This window comes from Bacteroides faecis (assembly GCF_020091505.1).
Taxonomy (GTDB): Bacteria; Bacteroidota; Bacteroidia; order Bacteroidales; family Bacteroidaceae; genus Bacteroides; species Bacteroides faecis.
This window is the reverse complement of sequence record NZ_CP081916.1, coordinates 1033399-1051781: the sequence shown is the minus strand read 5'-3', so window position 1 is coordinate 1051781 and position 18383 is coordinate 1033399. Positions and strand designations below refer to the sequence as shown.

The following is an 18383-nucleotide window of genomic DNA, read 5'->3' as shown; positions in this document are numbered from 1 at the left end:
AGATATTCTCCTATGCAGGGCAAAGATACTTCAAAACTTAATACGAAGTTGCATTTGTACGTCTGCTTTTTTATTTCCCTGTATTAAATCGTTGCCGGAACCTATTTCATTCCGGTCGAGATAGATCGTTTCTCCGAACTTAGTTATCAACATCCAATGTTCATTCAGTTCATATCTCAGACGGACGGCACAACGGAATCCACGCCCCTGGAAGGACGGAGTGTAAAATGTATAAAGCAATCCTTTCTCTGATACATAAACACGCGAGTCATAATCGTCTGTAGAAAAATAACTGCCTTGAACGTCAGCAAACAGCCTGGTCCAAGGCAGTTGGGAGGATATCATTTGTGTAACTTGATATCCTTTACTAGCAGCCCTGTCTTGAGAATGAAAATGGTTGTAATCTAAAGTTGTACGACTGCTAAACACATCTCCCCCAAAATAGTTCAAACGATATCGGAGTTGGTGATGAAAAATAGGAAGCGTTAGTTTTTCTTTGCTATCTGTCAAGTCACGTTCTTTCTGTTTATATCGATATTTTAAGTACATCGTCAGATGACTGTGCGGAGTAAACGTAGCCTGAAACAATCCGTCTACGCCATGGGAAGGCTGGCTGATCCGGTATTTCTTCCACGGGAAAGAAAACAGATCGAAGGAAGCAAAGAAGTGCCAGTGCCGAAAAGGAGAGGTTTCCAATCCCAGATAATACCCCTGTTCATTCTGAACCGTACTTCCTTCCCCAAAAGAATGGGCGAACATAGCCCAATAATTATATGAATAGTATCGTTGTACGATCATCAACTGAGTTCCTTCCACCGGTGAATACTGAAGACGGTTCAAAGTAGCACTGCCTTGTTTTCCCATAGCCGTCTCTCCTTGAAAAGAAAAACGATGCCAGCGACAGGCATAGTCTATCCCCAAATTGTAGAACTGATTTCCATGAATGTTGTATTGGGAATAACCTGTTAATTGCGGTTCATAAGGTCGGTTGAAAACATAGTAAATTCCGGTGATACCCAGACGGATACGGTTTTGTTGATAACTTACGTTTCCACCGGTCAGCTGCATGGTGAATAGATTCTTCTTATCGGCTTCTTTCTGACTGCGGTGTAGTCCGGTTTTGTAGATAGAAGTTATTTCGCCATCGGTCAGCACACCGTCCAGCGAACGGTGTGAGTAAAAGCCGGATACACTCCATTGTTTTGTAATGCTTACAGTTGCCGCCGCTCCCCGAAAATAATTAGTTTCGTCAGTAGAAGAATGTTTCTTGATTCCTCCGCTGCGGGTGTTGAAAGAAGAGGCATATACGGTCTTTCCCAGTAAGTAATCCGTGCTAATCACCAGCCCCTGTCCGAAACTTAACCGATAGTTACCAACAGACAATGTTTTTAACCGCCCACAATCTTTGAGTAAGAGATAAAAAGAATAATAATCATACCCTTGACGATTGTGCAGAGCAAAGAAAGGTTCTCCGGCATCCTTCTCCGCAACGAGACCTGCATAGAGCTGGTCGCGATAACGGAAAGCATACTTAACAGAGTTATAAACAGAAGGTCCCAAATAGGTATGTTCATAACCTTTCCGCTTGTAAAACGGTATATCTATGCGAGTTAGAACTTCATTCTTCCCATACTTCATAGCGCTTTTCAACATAGTTTTCCACCGAAAAGACGACTCATTGTTAATAGCTTTGATACATACGAAAGGCAATAGATACTGAATGGTCTGCCTGTCCATATCCTCTATTAACTGAAGTTCATAAAGGGTCTCCATTTGCCCGTGCACATATATATAGGCCAGCAGATGTTCAATCTGAATATCACTGAGAAAAGGAAATTGTTCCAGTTGTTGACGGGTAGCCCGGTTTAAATCTACAGGTTCGTGAAGACGGACGGACAGTTCTTCCAATTCATTCTCCCAGTTGGGTTCATTAACAGCATTATCAACACTATTATTAACAGATAAATCTTCAAAAATATCTTCTATAATACTTTGAGAAGGGTTTTGAGCACTACAAGCAGGAATAATGAACAGGCTGTTTATAATACTTATCAACCGAAATAGTTGAGTAGTTTTCATTAATAAATTATTTGTTTGTACCTTGCGTTTTTACAGACAAGGGCGCAAAGATACTTTAAATAGGTTAACGTCTAAAAGAAATATCTGAATAATAAAATTTTAATTCTATTTTTGTAATGTGAAAAGGAGGCTTAACATAGTAATAATGATGGCGTTTGCTATGGTCTGTTCATCGAAGATACAGGCACAGGACAAGCAAAGCATCAACGGATACCTGGTTCCTATGTGTATCTACAACGGAGATACCATTCCATGTATCCAGTTAAGAACTGTTTATATCTTCCGCCCACTTAAATTCAAGAATGAAAAAGAACGTCTGGAATACTATCGGCTGGTACGTAACGTAAAGAAGGTATATCCTATCTCCAAAGAAATTAACCAGGCTATCATCGAAACTTACGAATATCTTCAGACATTACCCAACGAGAAGGCACGTCAGAAACATCTGAAACGTGTGGAAAAAGGATTGAAAGAACAATATACCGCACGGATGAAGAAACTCTCTTTTGCACAGGGTAAACTCTTGATTAAATTGATAGACCGACAAAGTAATTCCACCAGTTATGAACTGGTGAAAGCCTTTATGGGACCTTTCAAAGCAGGATTCTATCAGACGTTCGCTGCACTGTTCGGTGCCAGTCTGAAAAAGGAATATGATCCGTTGGGAGAAGATAAACTGACGGAAAGAGTCGTGCTGCTGGTAGAGAACGGACAAATCTGATTCACCTTGTTATAAGTTATAAGGTTATCAACGTCCTTATTAACCATCATATTTCTATTAAATCTAATTCCACTATCACCATAGGAAAATTACCCCGCTTTATCTGACTTTCAGGGTATTAACAGTTGACTTCTCAGGTGTTAATACTTGTCATGCAGGGTATTAACACCTGAGAAGTCAACTGTTAATAGCTGTGATGCCATCTGATAACAGCTTGAAACAGGATGGTTAATAAACACTGAATCAATCAGACTCATCTAAGAGTAGGTTGCTACAATACTCTCTTATCGTCCCACACAATTATGAACAGAAAAAGAACATTAATTAATAGCAAGTTAACTACGATATCAACCACTTATTAACTAATTATTAACCGACTGATTTTATACTGTCAACGCAGCTTTTTGAACAAATCCCAGATGACAATACCCGTTGTTACAGACACGTTCAGAGAATGCTTGGTACCATATTGGGGAATCTCGATACAGCCATCCGAATGATCAATCACTTCCTGTTGCACCCCTTTCACTTCATTTCCCATTACGATAGCGTATCTTTTCGTCTTATCCAGTTCGAGTTGATCCAACATAATGCTGCCTTCCGCCTGTTCTATCGAATAGACAATATATCCTTCTTTGCGGAGGTTATCAACAGCATCAACAGCGTTATTAACATACTTCCAGTCAACAGTGAACTCTGCGCCCAAAGCCGTCTTATGCATTTCGGGGTGGGGAGGAGTAGCCGTTATTCCACACAGATAGATACACTCGATACGGAAAGCATCCGAGGTACGAAACACGGAACCTATATTATGCAGGCTACGAATATCATCCAACACTACTACCAGAGGCAGTTTTTCTGCCTGTTTAAACTCTTCGGCACTGATACGGTTCAGCTCTGTTATTTTCAGTTTTCGCATACGTTCTTCCTTCTATTACATTTCGATTGCAAAGGTAGTTCTTTTCTGTTAACAGAGGTGTTGATAACGGTTTAAAACCTGTCAAAACAATCGGGAAAGAATTTGAAAAATAATTCTTGCATTATTCAAAAGAAGGTATAAGGGACACTCCTTATGAACATTCCAAAAAACTAAGCCTAAACTTTCTATGCATCCATCAACATATTTTTCAGCACTTATCTGCCTGTTTATATCCATAAAGTTTTTAACTTTGCACTTTATCAACAGGGAGTTAATAGTATTCTCCCATTTGACAAGGCTTACATTGATAATGAAGATAATAAATAGTAAATCTTCTGCTTTACATCCGTTCATAACGGACTCATAAAACAGAAGGATAGACTAATAACTTATCCGGCAAGGAAAATCGTATTTATTTGCTAACATTATTAACAGGCTATCATCACTAACAAAGGATTTTTTTAAAAGGAAGAAATAAAAGAATATTATTATGAATGATCTCATAAAGGCTATTAAGGAGCTGAAGAAAGAAAAGAATGCAATCATTCTGGGGCACTACTACCAGAAGGGTGAAATACAGGATATCGCTGATTACGTTGGTGACAGTCTGGCGTTGGCCCAGCTGGCTGCCAAGACGGAGGCGGACATCATTGTGATGTGTGGCGTTCACTTTATGGGTGAGACGGCGAAAGTGCTTTGTCCGGATAAGAAAGTACTGGTGCCTGACATGGAAGCAGGGTGTTCGTTGGCGGACAGTTGTCCGGCGGACCAGTTTGCGCAGTTTGTCAAAGAGCACCCGGGGCATACCGTTATTTCATACGTTAACACGACAGCTGCTGTGAAAGCGGTAACGGATGTGGTGGTGACTTCCACCAATGCACGGCAGATCGTGGAAAGTTTCCCCGAAGATGAGAAAATAATCTTTGGTCCGGACCGGAATCTGGGAAATTATATCAACTCAGTTACGAACAGGAATATGTTACTTTGGGACGGAGCCTGTCATGTGCACGAACAGTTCTCGGTGGAAAAGATTGTGGAACTGAAAGCGCAGCATCCGGAAGCGTTGGTTCTGGCACATCCCGAATGCAAAAGTACTGTGTTGAAACTGGCAGATGTGGTAGGATCTACAGCTGCACTGCTGAAGTATGCAGTAAACCATCCGGAAAATACGTATATTGTGGCTACCGAATCAGGTATCTTGCATGAGATGCAGAAGAAGTGTCCCCAAACAACGTTTATCCCTGCTCCGCCGAACGATAGTACCTGCGGATGTAACGAGTGTAGCTTTATGCGGTTGAATACGTTAGAGAAGCTCTATGAGTGTCTGAAGAATGAGTCACCGGAGATTACCGTTGATCCTGAGATAGCGGAGAAGGCGGTAAAGCCTATTCAGCGGATGCTGGAGATTTCTGCAAAGTTGGGATTATGATAGGATATACAAACGGTACCTTCCAATACATCAAACGGTACCATCCAGTATGTTGGAAGGTACCGTTTAATGTATTGGAGTGTACCATTCTGTGCATCAGATGGTACCGTTCTTTGAGATGTAATTATCTCATTTAAATTTCATTCATAGCGATATTAGTTTTCTGCTTCCAGACGGATAACGAATCCACCGCCTTTTGCCATATCTATATTCAATATAGTTTTATTATCCACTGTTCTTTTCTCTACCATATATTCTTTAGGTTGCTCATAGGAATTTGGAGCGTCTTTAAAGATAGTTGCCTGATAGGAGACATTGTCTTTCAGGAAGTTGAGGTTTATTTCTGTGGAACGGGCATCCCAGTTGGTCATTCCGCCCACATACCAGTCATTGCCTTTTTGTTTGGCTGTCACGATGTATTCGCTTAATTTTGCTTGCAATGGCAAGGTCTTATCCCATACGGCAGGAACTTTAGAAAGGAAGTCGAGCACATCCGGATATTTATTGTATTCGGTCGGTGAGTCGCACAAATAAGCCATCCATTGATCGTAAATAACAAACATGGATAATTCGTGCGAACGTGTTCCCATGCTCATAGGCGGAGTATTATCTATATCCATTGGTTTGAATTCACTTTGAGTGACACTTCTCATCGATCCCGGAGTATAATCCGCCGGTCCTGCCAATAAACGGATGAACGGGAAACGGGTGTGATATTCGGGAGTTAACGTCTTTTCCCAGAAGTTACATTCCGCTCCTCTTACAGCTTCATAATTCAATATGTTGGGATATGTACGATGCAATCCGGTAGGAACGGGACAGCCATGGAAAACAGCTACCATTTTCTTTTCCGCCAGACGTTCGGCAAACTCTTTTCCCCATCGCATAGCTATCTGGTCATTTCGTTCGAAGAAGTCGATTTTTGCTCCGGATACTCCGTAACTGTGCATTTTTGCGATCCAGTCGCTGGGATTTTCTTTGGCACAACTGGCCCATGTCCAGACGATAATCTTCACATTCCTTTCTTTGGCGTATGAACATAGTTCTTTCAGATAGTCTTCGGACCATCCAGCATCTAAAGTCATATATTCGATATGATTCTTTGAAGCCCAGTCTACGTAGTATTTATATAACTGGAACGATAGCTGCTTATTTCCACTGGGGAAGTCAACCCCTTCCAGAACTGCTTTATGCCACCATTCCCATGCACTTTTGCCCGGTTGAATCCAGGAAGTATCGGTCAGACGGCAAGGGTCGGCCAGTTTATATACCAGTTCATTATTCAACAATGATTTATCTTCTTCCGAGACAATGATTACCCGCCAGGGAAAGCTACGGTTTCCGTCCGTTTTTGCAATGTAATTTTCTCTGGAGATAACCAGATGATTGGAGTACCAGTAATAAGGATTTGACGGATCGGAATCCATTGTTTCTTTCGGATAGTTAGCCCACTTTCCCCGCATGGAATTGTAGCCGTTGGATTCCATGTACAGAGCCGGATAATCATAGGTATTCGATTCTGTAATGACTACTTTATAGGGAGAATCGGGATATTCGTATAATACCGGAGAAACAGCGAAATGTTCGTAAGGAATTTCCAACGGACCTTTGTACACTTTATAGAGCCTTTCGAAGTTCCGGTATCCCTGATGTACCTGGTGGGTGCGACCGGACTGGTCTGTTTCGCCGGAATAATTAGCATCGCATTCCGGATAATAGATAGTCGGAGTAGAAGCAAAATTGAAAATGGCATCTTCACTGATAATCGTTATTTCTCCGTCCAGGCGGGTAACGAACTGATAGGCTACTCCTTCATCATAGGCACGTACCACGAGGTCGTAGTTATCAGTAAAAGAAATGGTCAGTTCATTATAAGCATCCTGTAATACTTTATTTTTCCCGACAGGTACGTCGATGGTCTGATCGACTTTTCTTTTCTTAGCCGACTTTACACTTCCGTTACCGATTACTCTGCCGTCAGCCAGATGTAAGCCGATGGAAGAGGGGAGTATAAGTTGTGTATGATCGTACCATACTTCATATTGGGTACCGTTGTCTATTTTCAGTTTAATCTTCAGTTTTCCGTCAGGAGAAACAGTTTCGTATTTCTCAGCCTGTAGTGTACAGCTCAGAGAGAATAAACAAAGGAGTATTAAATAACAGATTTTTTTCTTATCCATATGATTCGGTTTTAGTCAATGACAGATCGTTTGTTTATTTATGAGTTTGTTGTAACTTGTCTTTCAGAACGGAAACGACTTGGGCAGCTAAAGCTGAATATCCTGCATCGACCGGATGTGTTCCGTCTCCGCCTGCATAATATTCGGGATGATCGATGACCACTTTCCATAAGTCATTCACCTCTATGCCGGCACGATTGATATGTTTCAGTGCAATCTGGTTACGGACTTTCAATCGTTCGGTGATGGGAGCAAATTCTTTCATACCTTCTCCGGTGCGGACAGGAGTGGTTGTTGCCCAGATCAGTTTTGCTTTAGGGGCATATTTACGGATGACTTTGATTAATTGAGGGAAACTTTTATCATATTCTTCTTCGGTATAATCGAATCCGTGCAAGCCATTATTGAAATGGATAACATCGAACTTGGTGTTTTTGAGTATCACTGCCAGTTCGTCGATTAAAGCCGGATCTCCTACACTTTTCGAATTGGAAAGCCGTCCTACATATGCCTTTTCTTTCAGTGCTTCTTCTACTTTTCCGTAATATCCGCGTGTGATGGAATTACCGATAAGCAATACATGGGGAAGGTCTGTTTTGTTGGCTCCGGGAATCCAGATGTCAGACCATTCGATATATTCGCGTGCAATCTTTTGTTGGGCAAATACGGGGATACACAAAAACAATAGGATGAATGTAATTACGTGTTTCATGATAATTAGAATAAATGAATAAATTTGATGTGTCAAAAGTAGTCAAGAATAAGCTGGAAAGTATATATAAACAGAGCAAAAAATGAAACATTTGCAGCAAACGGTTTATTTCCGCGCTTTACAGTATCTATTTTAATCTGACTGTGATGATAAAGAAATGCGGAGAATACCGTTCTTTATTTAGAATCAGTATCTCCGCATTTACAGTATTGAGGTGACTATTAATAATATCAGCCTGCCTTCTTATGGAACAATTATAGTTCCGCTGTCTTTTGCAAACAGATATTATCAGAAGATTTGCCGACCATGAAATGGTATGTTCCCGAAGGTGTATAGAATTGTTTCTTCTGGTCATCCCACAGACGTAATTCTTCTTTCGGAATTTCTATGGATATTTGTTCGGTAGCTCCTTTCTTGATGTGCACACGTTTAAATCCTTTGAGTTGTTTCAACGGAGTCTTGATTCCCTGATCGGGGAATTTCACATATACTTGAGCTACTTCGTCACCATTGTATTTACCACTGTTCTTTATAGAGAAGTTTAAAGTAACGTTTTGAGTATCTTGCTTGATATTCAAATTGCGGTAATCAAATTTAGTATAGCTGAGTCCATAGCCGAAGGCATACAAAGGCTTGCCTTCGAAATACATATAAGTACGGTTGTTCTTGACATTGTAATCATCAAAATCAGGAAGATCTTCAATGCTGTTGTAGAAAGTCAACGGCAGGCGACCAGCCGGGTTATAGTCTCCAAACAGAACTTCAGCGATAGCCGTTCCACCTTGTTCGCCCGGATACCAGGCATCAATAATAGCCGGAATATGCTGATCCATCCATCCTATTGCCATAGAACTGCCGGCAACCAATACAACAATTGTATTCGGATTGGCTTTATAAGCTTCACGGATAAAGATTTGCTGGTCTTTGGGTAATTCAATGGAGTTTCTGTCCTGTCCTTCACGTTCGATGGATTGGTTGATACCCATTACTGCGATGACAACATCAGATTCACGGATAATTTTTGAGGCATCTCCATACATATTCAGCATGTCATACTGATCTGTGCTGGGCACACGCCAATGAAGTCTGGCAATTGCGTCTCCTCCGTTATCGAAATATTCGGCTTTCAACTGATATTTTTTTCCTTTTTCCAATTTTATAGAAGCTTTTTCTGTACGCATACTATGTACATTCCAGTCGTCTATGATTAATTGGTCATCAATATACAGCCGGCAACCGTCATCGCTGGTAAAACTGAATACATATTCACCGGATACGCTCGGAACTAATTCACCTGTCCAGCGAATAGAAAGCGGAGATTTAGGCAGGAACGGGTCCGGAGCCTGATTTTTCGGTTCGAAGTTGATTCCTTTGTCTACACGAGTTTTAGGAGTTCCCTGGAAAGTAGGATTGTCATAATATTCAGCCTTTAGTCCGTTAGGAAGATGGGTTGGAGAAATAAGCTGATAACCTTCTTCCGAAGATACCCATGGTGCATGTACTACTTTTATTTCATTGCCTACCCGGTTGCGGATACCATCCAGCACAGATACCGGAGCATTGACCGGAGTTCCGCTGTAATCACCAAATTCGCAGTTGGCGGCATTGATACCTACCACAGCTATTGACTTGATTTTCTTTGCATTCAGCGGGAGAGTATTTTGCTGGTTTTTGAGCAATACAATACTCTGACGGGCAGCTTCGAGAGCCAGGTCATGATGTTTCTTACAACCTACGATTTTAGGGGACAGGTGATTATACGGATTCTTTTCCGGATCATCAAACATGCCTAAACGCATACGTGCACGCAGTACACGGTAGGCTGCACTGTCTATTTCGGCAGCACTGACCATATATTGTTTGTAAGCGTTTAATAGTGGGTTGGCAAAAACATAGTCTCCACATTCTACATCCAGTCCGGCTTTGATAGCTATCATGGCTGCCGCTTCCGGAGTTTTCACATAACGATGGTCAGTCATTAACAGTCCGGGAGCACCGCAATCGGATACGATGTATCCGTTGAAACCCCAATCCTGTTTCAATACTTTATTCAATAACCAGTTGTTGGCAGTACATGGCACCCCATTGATGGCATTGTAAGCTGTCATGATGGATTCCGCTTTTCCTTCGCGGATACATTTTTCAAATGCCGGGAAATAATATTCCCTTAAGTCCGTTTCGGTGATAGCTGCATCGCAATAAAAACGATTATGTTCTTCGTTATTGGCGGCAAAATGCTTGGGAGTAGCTACAGCTTTCAGATAACGCGGATGGTCTCCTTGTAATCCTTTCACAAAAGCGGTACCCAATACTCCGGATAAATAGGGATCTTCTCCATACGTCTCCGGGGTACGTCCCCAACGCGGGTCACGAGCCATATTGACAGTCGGTGACCAGAATGTTAATAAGTCACTGAACTGGTCTTTTTGTTTCTTTCCCCGTTCCAGTTCATTCCAGCGGGCACGAGCTTCGTCCGAAATGACGCCGGCAATGATATGATGTAATTCGGGATTCCACATACTGGCCAGTCCGATTGCCTGCGGGAAAACTGTAAATTTTCCCGGGCGGATGATTCCGTGTAACGCTTCATTTCCCATGTAATATTTATCAATTCCCATACGCTCGATTCCCGGGGAAGTAGCACGAAGCAAAGAGACCTTTTCCTCTATTGTCAGTTTCGATAACAGATCCTGTACTCTTTCGTGTATGGGGGCATTCATATTTTTATATAAATCCTGAGCCTTTGATACTGCCGCCCCTAACTGCATGAAAATTAAAAGTAAAATTAGTTTCTTCATTCTATGTTATTTTAGTGTTATTTATTCGTTTATCAAGTCGAGTGTGACACTGCGTAAAGAACGTATATCGACAATCTCCCATTTTGATTCGCCTTTGAAACGGTATTTGTATTTGAAGTTGAAACGTTGGCGTTTCTTTCCGCCGTAAACATCCGACAATTCATAATTTCCATAATAATCGGGTTGTTCTTCATCGATGGAAGCCACTTCGATAAAGTCTGCGTTGTATGGTTTCATGGTCAGACTGTTGTCCTCGTTCACTGTAACTATGATACCGTTCTTTTTGATGACTTCTTCATTTTTCTCATATCCCTTGATACCGGCAAAGATACGGAATGAGTTTTTCGTAAGCGGGTGGAATGTCTGTGAAGCGGCTGCGTCACGTTGCGATTCCCTTTCTTTCTGTAGCTTTCCGGCAGCATTGTAGATAGTAGATTCGTCAGTACGTGCATAGAGGTTTTTCATCTGTACCTGATAAAGTACCTGAGACTTGTTCGGATTGACAGAATAAGCCGACACACTCTTGATACGCATTGGAATAAGGTAAATCGAGTCGGGTGACAGCCCTTCAGGTTTTACCTGAATCGGCATCACATTATATGTGTCAGGGCTGCTGGCTTTCAAAGTGACTCCCATCTGAGCGATGGAGTAATACTTTGAAGGAAGTTCTTTGGCATACTTTGACTGGTCAATGTCGTACTTTATTTTATTATAATTCTGCAATACTTCCGGAGCATATTCCAGTGTTACGTCCACATCCCGGTCGATTCGAAGGGAACCGCCGCAGTTGATGGAGATATATCCGGTACTTTCTGTTTCGTTGAGGTCGTGCATACCGGTATATACCAGATCGTTGTCACTGATGATACAAATTATCTTTTGTCCCATTTCCTGTTCAAAGTCGAAAGATTCGCAGGCTGTCAGGGCAAGCAATGCCAGAAAATAACCGGCTTTTTTTATCATTGTTTTCATTTGATTATCTGTTTTACTGATGATTCAAAATTAGTTGTTATATCCCGGATTCTGGTCTAGTAATTCTACTTTTCTCAATTCGGATTTGCTGATAGGCAAGAACAACAGTTTTCTGTGTACTACACGGTCACGGTAATTTTTCTCGTCCACAACAGTACGTTGGTAGAAACCACCGAATTCGTTGGCTGCGATGTTGAGGCCCATGATAGGTTCTGAATCCACATCTTCATAAATACCCCAGCGACGTACATCGTAGAACCGGCGTCCTTCACCCAGGAACTCTACCATACGTTCACGCTTGATTTGCTCGAACATTTCCGTAGGACTTTCCAGTTGGGCCTGAGTAAGTCCCGGTAATCCGGCACGGTAGCGTACCTGATTAAACGCTTTGGCCATTTCGTCCACATCACGTGACAAACTGTATGATTCGCCGGTAGGCAGTGTGATGGCATGAGTGGTGGTCAACTGGTTCAATGCTTCGGCATACGACAGCAATATTTCAGCATAACGGATGATAGGGAATCCTTTTTCGTAACGTTCGCTGCTGTTGCCACGCCATGCGTCATAAGAAGAAATGTATTTCTTGATCACATAACCTGTAGGAGTGTAGTTGTCACTACCCACTGTACCTGCATATTTGCCGGCATTACCGTCCATGCAGTATTTCACGGTTTGCAGACGGTAAGAACCGTCGGTAGTCGATGTAGCGGGCCAATAACATCCGTTGAAACCTACGCAGGCGTAGAAACGCATTTCACGGTTGGCATACATCTGCCAGATATTGCCGTTGAGATGATAGTCCGAGAAATCACGAGGTCCGGAAGTAAAGTCGTTAGGGCCTTCTTTATATTCTCCGACTGCCATGGCTTCTTCGATTGTTTTTCCGTCTTCCATACGGTAAGCATCGATCATTTTCTGTGTCAGCCCCATACCGTTGTATCCACCCATATATTGCGGGAACGATTGTTGTGTATATCCTTTTACCTCTTCGGAGATACGTCCCCAGATAACTTCATTATTGTTCTTGAACGGTTCGTCTCCTGTGAACATGTGAGAATAGGACTTGAACGGGTCGATGCCTCCGGCTCCATTCGGGAAGTTTTCTGTAGGAACACCTGCCGGCAGTTGCGGAGTGTTCTGGTCTTTGCTCACTGTGAACAGTTCGTAGACATTCATATCAATCACCCGTTTGCAGGCAGCAGCAGCTAATGCCCATTTTTCTTCGCTATAGTTTTGATTGATGTAATATGCTTTATCGTAAGTACGTTTCCAGTTGCCGAAGTAGAGACGGGCAGTGGATGTTCCGTTGAAAAGCGGTGAAGCGGCATGCAGGCGGAGACGGGCTATCAGCGCGTAAGCGGCTCCCTTTGTGGGGCGTTCAAACTGTGCGATAGAGGCTTTTAACGGAAGGTATGCCGCTGCTGTTTCCAGTTCCGAGCAGATGTATTCTACTGTCTCGTCATAAGTGGCACGATAAGTGTTGTAAGCAGGGCCGTCCAGGTTACTTTCGAATATTTCGTCGCCTACAAGAATTGCAGGGCCGCAAGTCATCAGAATATGATAATAGGCGTAACCGCGCAGGAAGTGAATATAGCCGGTATAATTACGGCGGTCGAGTGCTGTCATATCCTGACATTCGTCCATACGTGCCAGCATCAGGTTGGCTTTACGGATTACTTTGTACATGTCACTCCAGACGTTCATACCTCTCAGATTATCAGGATTCACATATCCCAGTGCAAAAGCTGATCCGCGGAAGATGTCGCTGCTCATTACAGTGAAGATATCATCGCTGGCAGTAATGCCCGGTGCATATTCGTGACCGAAGATTCTGCTTTCGTCGGGCAATTGTCCGGCTGCACCCCACAGGTATGCTTCAAAATAACGTTTCTGTGTGAATACGGAATCAAACTTCAGTGTATCGTCGAAATATTGGTCTACGTCCAGGTAATTGCAAGAGCCTAACAGGACGATAAATGCGAAGAGAAGCCCCTTCGATATAATCTGGCTTATTTTGGTTTTCATACGATTCATTATTTTTAGAAGTTAATATACATCTGAAAAGCATAGCGGGCCGGTATAGGATAGGCTCCTCCGTTGTAATATGCCTGTTCCGGATCGAAATGTTTGAATGGGCTCCATACGCAGATGTTGGAAGCTACAAACTGTAAGTCGAGTGACGAAACACCCAGTTGTTTCAGAATCTTGCCGGCACTCAGGTTGTAGTTGAGGTTGATTTCCTGCAAACGCAAGTAGCGGACATTGGCTTTCCAGAACGTAGAAGGCTGTGTACTGTTGTGGTCATTTCCGTAAGAAAGACGCGGGAACATAGCGTTCGGATTTTCGGTGGACGCATCGCCCGATATTTCGCGCGGTGTCCAGCGGTTTGCTTGATTGGCGGTGATAGCCAGTGTATTTCCTGTTTCTCCGGAAGAGAATGGGAGGAATCCGAATGCTTTGTAGCCATCCACACAGAAGTTGTCTACATTGCCTGTTCCTTTGAATAAGAATCCCAGTGTCAGTTTTTTCCAGCGTACTTCTCCACCGAATCCGTACATCAGACGCGGATAGTTCGCCTTGTAAGAAAGAGGCACCTGGTCGTCGGAGTTGATAACACCGTCACCATTCACATCTTTGTATTTGATATCACCCGGGAGTACTTTACGTCCGGCAATTCCGCTCTGGTCGGGACTGAACTTCACATCGTCTTCATCGCGGAACAATCCTAATGCGATGTAGCCGGCATAATATTCGTAAGGTTTGTCTGCTCTTTCCTGATAAGAATATTTTTGGAAAGCTTCTTCCCAGTTTTTCACCATATTGGCTGTGTACGTAAAGTTACCACGAAGGGTAAACGAGAAGTCTTTACCAATATCCTGTGTGAATGAAATGTTTCCGTCGGCTCCGTAGCTGACCATGCTACCCACGTTTCCGAAAGGTTGTTCTGCCAATCCGATATAGTCGGGTACCATCGTGCGTTGTTGGAAGATGTCGTTGCGGGTATCGCGGAAAAAGTCTACTGTAAAGTCTACCTGTTCGTTGAATAATTTTCCTTCAATACCCAAATCCAGTTTGATAGCTTTTTCCCATTGGAGGTTATCGGCACCGACTGACTGCTCCGTTACACCACTGCTTCCGTTCCATCCTTTATTAGCATTTTCATTCATAATAGTTAGATAGGGAAAACGTTTGTTGGTAATACGGTCGTTACCTACCGAACCCCATGATCCTCTGATTTTCAAAAAACTCAACCAAGGCAATGTTTCGCGTACGAAATCATAATTGGTCGGTACCCAACCAAGGGCAACGGAGGGGAAGAAGCCAAAACGACGTCCTTTCTGGAAATTCTCGGAACCGGTATAACCGAAGTTCAAATCAATCATATATGTATCACGGAATCCGTATGTTAAACGACCGGATAAGCCTTGGTAGCGTTTAGGTACATTATCTACATTTACATTACAATTATAACCGTGTATATCGCACCATGTGCTTTGATAGCTGCTCATATAATAGTAAACCAAACCGCCGACACGATGATCACCGAATGCACGGTCATAGTTTAGAGTAGATTCAAAATGCAGCTTATTCCATTGTGACTCTTCATCCTTATTATAGGTGGCAGTTTGGGCATCTACTACTTTGCGCATAATTAAAGTACCATCTACAGTACGTCCGCTGGCATAGTACATTTCCGGCAGTACTTTACGTATTTCTTTCAGATAACTTTCCGAGTCGTAAGCAATCTGTGCCCTTAACTTCAGTCCTTTGGTGATGAAAGGCAAATCCTGAGTAACAGCCAGTGTCACTTTGTTTGTGAATCTGCGCCATTTCGCTTTTCCGGTGTGGTTCAGCATGACGTAGGGAGAGTATTCGTTGTTTGCTCCCCATGCCGGCAGTTCTCCGGTAGAGTATTGCAGAGGAATCGTCAACGGAGTCAGTCTTTGCTGGGCGCTCCAGAGTGCGTCAGTCGAAACGTTTCCCGGTTCGGTCTTTTCAGACAGATAACCTTCCGTACCCAGATAGGCAGTAGTTGTCTTAGTCAGGTTGACATCGATATTACTACGATAGTTATAAGTACGATAAGCTACGTCAGTACTGTATTTAGAGTTTTTTTCCTGTTTGTAGGCAGCGTTTTCATTGGACATACCCAAGCTGAAGAAATAACGGGCCACACTACCGCCGCCACGGGCACTCATATAGTAGGTCTGTTGCAGGGAATTCTTGTTCAGAATCTGGTCGCGCCAGTTTACATTCGGGTAAAGATCGGGGTCCAGCTGATACTTGATCAGGTCGAGCGCCATCGGCGAATAAAGTGCTTCTTCGCCGCGAGCCAGTTTTGCTTCGTTGGCAAGCGTTGCATAGTCATAGGCACCGAGGTATTCGGGCATATTCTGTAAGTGGGAAACGGTCAGGTTGGCACGTCCCGTAATTTTCAGTTTGTCCACTTCACCGCGTTTGGTAGTGACCAGTACGACACCGTTGGCACCACGTGTACCGTAAACGGCTGTGGCGGAAGCATCTTTCAATACCGAGAAGCTCTCAATATCCGCCGGATCAATTTGACTTAAGCTGCCTTCCAGTCCGTCAATCAGTACCAGTGCACCTTGGTTGGCACCGAAAGTTCCGATACCACGTACCCAGAATTCAGAGATGTTTTTTCCCGGTTCACCACTGTTTTGCAGGGAAATAATACCCGGTACACGTCCGCCTAACATATTGGGAATAGAGGTAGCCGGTGTTTGCAGGTCTTTTACGTCTACATTCGTTATGGCACCTACTACGCTGACTTTTCGTTGTGAGCCGAGTCCGACAACCACCGTTTCTTCCAGTGTATTGGTCGAAGGCTTCAGTTTGAATTGTGCGTTTTTCCGGTCCAGTCTGGAGTCAATTCTCACTTCTTGTTTTTCATAGCCAAGGAATGACAGAGTGATCACATCGCCCATTTGTGCTCCTTTGATGGTAAACTTACCGTCCATGTTGGTAACGGTACCTACACCGGGACGGTCTTTCAAAAAGACGTTGGCACCCGGAATCGGGGCGTTGAATTCATCGAGTACCGTACCTGAAATGGTGATTGTACTTTCTTTTTGGGTTGGCTCTTGTGCTTTGATGCAGAGGCAGCAGAGCAGAAAAGCGGTTATAATATATAAATGTTTCATAGTGTTATTGTTTATAATGACCTACTGCGTTATTCAATAGAGAGTTTGCGGACACAACGGTTGTCCTTGTCGCCGATGTAGATAGTACCTTCGCTGTCGATGGCAAGTCCCCACGGTTCGGTGAAGAGTGCGATTTCCGGCGTTCCGTCTTTATATCCCGAACTGTTCGGGTTACCGATTACTGTGCTGACTACACCTTCGGGAGTCACTTTACGAATACAATGATTTCCGGAGTCAGCAATGTAAAGGTTTTCTTCTTCGTCCAATACTAATTGGCGGGGGCTGTTGAACTGTGCTTCTGTCTCCTGTCCGTCAGCGTGTCCTGCACGTCCTTTGTCTCCTGCATATATTCTGAAGTTTCCTTCACGGGTCGGGTCGGTGATATCTTCAAACACACCGATACAATGCTGGTTGGTAAATGCCATGTAGAGTTTCTTCGGATCTTTCCGGCTGAAAGTCATATAACAGTCAGAGGTAGCTAACAAATCATTATTGCCTACTTCTATTACCCAGGCATATCCTGTTTTTCCGTCAATCTTCAGGAAGAAGTTGGCATCTTTGGTACGGCAGTAGAAGTGATTGTCCAGTTCGCAATAAGCGAATGAGTGTTTGTAAGTAGTGTTCACTTTACTTGCATCTTCTCCATCGGCTGCCATGTAATCCCTTCTTCGGGGCGTCCAGAAGTCTATCGAGTTGACCGACCAGAATGTATTACCACCGTCAGTAGGAATCACTAATCCTAATCCGTTGTCTATGATACATGGCTGGTTCAGCGGATATTGGCCTGCATTGTCGATAATGATAGAAGACTGGTTTTCTTTTTCATTGATCAGAATCAGTTTGTTGGCTCCCCACAGTTCGCGCGGACATACAAAGAGATTATCTTCGGCATCAATAGCCAGGAAACCGACTTCAGGGAATTCCGTTTCGCCCAGTGTACCTACTTTGACGCCACTTGTGCCGGGACGTCCGCACAATGTGGTAACTACCGTCTGAATGTGATAATCGAATTTCTTATCGTATACAGCCGACTGTTCGCCTACTTTAACGGTGATTTCCACCTGATCGTGATCCGGATCACCGTCATCCGGCATACCGTCGCCCGGACGGCGCGGAGTAATGACATAAAGCTTATTTCCCAAGGAGCCGACTAATGCTGCTTTCTTATTATTAAAATAAACCTCAATGTTTTCCAAATCAGTTCCGAAGTTTTCCCCGTTCAGAATCACTTGCGTAGCGATGCCACCTGAGTCCGGATAAAAATTAGTGACTGTGATCGGTTCATTGGGATTGTGTACCTGAGCCGATGTTTTATCTTCACAGGAAGATGCGATGATGATTGTCAGGGCACATCCTCCTATGCACAATAAAAAAAGAATTTGGTGTATTAAATTTTTCTTCATAATATTGA

At 43.2% G+C, this 18383-nt stretch carries 11 protein-coding genes; 2 read left to right on the top strand and 9 right to left on the bottom strand.

Features of this window, described 5'->3' with window-relative positions; translation table 11 throughout:
• Positions 1 to 30: 30 nt before the first annotated feature.
• Positions 31 to 2079: a helix-hairpin-helix domain-containing protein gene (locus K6V30_RS04475; RefSeq protein ID WP_055269297.1), complete on the bottom strand. Its 2049-nt coding sequence runs from the start codon at positions 2077 to 2079 to the stop codon at positions 31 to 33.
• A gap of 145 nt (positions 2080 to 2224) precedes the next feature.
• Between K6V30_RS04475 and K6V30_RS04470 the strand changes: the two genes are divergently transcribed.
• Positions 2225 to 2800 carry a DUF4294 domain-containing protein gene (locus K6V30_RS04470; RefSeq protein WP_010535923.1) on the top strand — a complete coding sequence of 192 codons (576 nt, stop codon included), beginning with the start codon at positions 2225 to 2227 and terminating at the stop codon, positions 2798 to 2800.
• Positions 2801 to 3191: 391 nt separating this feature from the next.
• Here the strand turns inward: K6V30_RS04470 and K6V30_RS04465 are convergent, their stop codons facing one another.
• Positions 3192 to 3719 carry an RNA methyltransferase gene (locus tag K6V30_RS04465; RefSeq protein ID WP_055269296.1) on the bottom strand — a complete coding sequence of 176 codons (528 nt, stop codon included), beginning with the start codon at positions 3717 to 3719 and terminating at the stop codon, positions 3192 to 3194.
• A gap of 490 nt (positions 3720 to 4209) precedes the next feature.
• Here K6V30_RS04465 and nadA point away from each other — a divergent pair, with 490 nt between their 5' ends.
• Positions 4210 to 5148: a quinolinate synthase NadA gene (gene nadA, locus K6V30_RS04460; protein ID WP_055269295.1), complete on the top strand. Its 939-nt coding sequence runs from the start codon at positions 4210 to 4212 to the stop codon at positions 5146 to 5148.
• Between the two features lie 155 nt (positions 5149 to 5303).
• Here the strand turns inward: nadA and K6V30_RS04455 are convergent, their stop codons facing one another.
• The 7 genes from K6V30_RS04455 to K6V30_RS04425 all read right to left on the bottom strand — a co-directional run bounded on the left by K6V30_RS04455 (position 5304) and on the right by K6V30_RS04425 (position 18375).
• Entirely contained in the window at positions 5304 to 7328 is a 2025-nt protein-coding gene (locus K6V30_RS04455; RefSeq protein ID WP_055269294.1) for a glycoside hydrolase family 97 protein, read from the bottom strand.
• Between the two features lie 34 nt (positions 7329 to 7362).
• Complete coding sequence (locus tag K6V30_RS04450; protein ID WP_022301313.1) at positions 7363 to 8040, bottom strand: SGNH/GDSL hydrolase family protein; 678 nt, start codon at positions 8038 to 8040, stop codon at positions 7363 to 7365.
• A 254-nt stretch (positions 8041 to 8294) separates the two neighbouring features.
• Positions 8295 to 10838, bottom strand: coding sequence for a glycoside hydrolase family 3 C-terminal domain-containing protein (locus K6V30_RS04445; RefSeq protein WP_022301314.1), 2544 nt, complete (start codon positions 10836 to 10838; stop codon positions 8295 to 8297).
• Positions 10839 to 10859: 21 nt separating this feature from the next.
• Positions 10860 to 11810 (bottom strand): BT_3044 domain-containing protein, encoded by a 951-nt coding sequence (locus K6V30_RS04440; RefSeq protein WP_022301315.1) that lies wholly within the window; start codon positions 11808 to 11810, stop codon positions 10860 to 10862.
• Between the two features lie 30 nt (positions 11811 to 11840).
• Complete coding sequence (locus K6V30_RS04435) at positions 11841 to 13844, bottom strand: RagB/SusD family nutrient uptake outer membrane protein (RefSeq protein WP_055269293.1); 2004 nt, start codon at positions 13842 to 13844, stop codon at positions 11841 to 11843.
• Positions 13845 to 13849: 5 nt separating this feature from the next.
• On the bottom strand, positions 13850 to 16972 hold the full coding sequence (locus K6V30_RS04430; protein WP_010535914.1) for a SusC/RagA family TonB-linked outer membrane protein: 3123 nt from the start codon (positions 16970 to 16972) through the stop codon (positions 13850 to 13852).
• A 29-nt stretch (positions 16973 to 17001) separates the two neighbouring features.
• On the bottom strand, positions 17002 to 18375 hold the full coding sequence (locus K6V30_RS04425; RefSeq protein ID WP_010535913.1) for an IPT/TIG domain-containing protein: 1374 nt from the start codon (positions 18373 to 18375) through the stop codon (positions 17002 to 17004).
• Between the last annotated feature and the right edge of the window lie 8 nt (positions 18376 to 18383).